2 pseudogenes are annotated in these 684 nt (G+C 69.4%); both read left to right on the forward strand.

Features of this window, described 5'->3' with window-relative positions:
- Positions 1 to 252 (forward strand): annotated as a pseudogene (locus BGO22_RS14355) (chromosome partitioning protein ParB); the annotation flags it as partial.
- Between the two features lie 62 nt (positions 253 to 314).
- A pseudogene (locus tag BGO22_RS14360) lies at positions 315 to 523 on the forward strand (hypothetical protein).
- Positions 524 to 684: the final 161 nt, after the last annotated feature.

Consider the following 684-nt stretch of genomic DNA (forward strand, 5'->3'; position numbering starts at 1 on the left):
CACGTTTCCAAGGCCGTGATTCTGGATGCTGTGGGCGCGTTTGCACCGGAATCCGTCACCCGGCTGGCAAAGCTCAAGAAGGCCGACATTGCCAGCGAAGCCGAGCGGCTGGCCGATGGCACGGGCTGGATGCCTGCCATCTTCAAGGCCGAAGGCCCGCAGGATGCCGCGCAGGAGGCAGGCCCGGAGCAGGACGCCCCGGAGGATGCCGAGGCAATGGCGGATGAACCCGCCGAGGCGCTGGCCGCTTGACTCACGCCGAAGGCAAGCGCCCCGGCCTCGACCGGGGCGCTTCGCTGAAAGGAAAAGCCCCCATGACCCGTACCACCACCAGCGCCCGCGCATGGCGGCGATCTACGCCCCCGGCACGGTGCGCGCCCGCCGCTGGCACGGCGATGGTGACGTGCGCGGCTACCGCCCGCCCTCGGGCTGGTCGGCCCGCGCCGACCTCACCGACATTCACCCCGTCACGGGCCGCGCCTTGCCGCGTGCTGTGTGGTGGCTCATCGAGACGAAGGAATAACCGCGTTCAGCACCGCGCCCAGGTCGTTCCGTCCTGGGCACGGTGAAACGCAAAATCCGGGCGCGGCAGTGGCCGCGCCCGGTGTTCAAGGCCAACAGCCAAATCAGAACGCCGCCGCCTTCGCGCTGGCTCATGCGGCAGCGTTGAAGTAGGCGGGACTC

Source organism: Hydrogenophaga sp. 70-12 (assembly GCF_001897365.1).
Taxonomy (GTDB): Bacteria; Pseudomonadota; Gammaproteobacteria; order Burkholderiales; family Burkholderiaceae_C; genus Hydrogenophaga; species Hydrogenophaga borbori.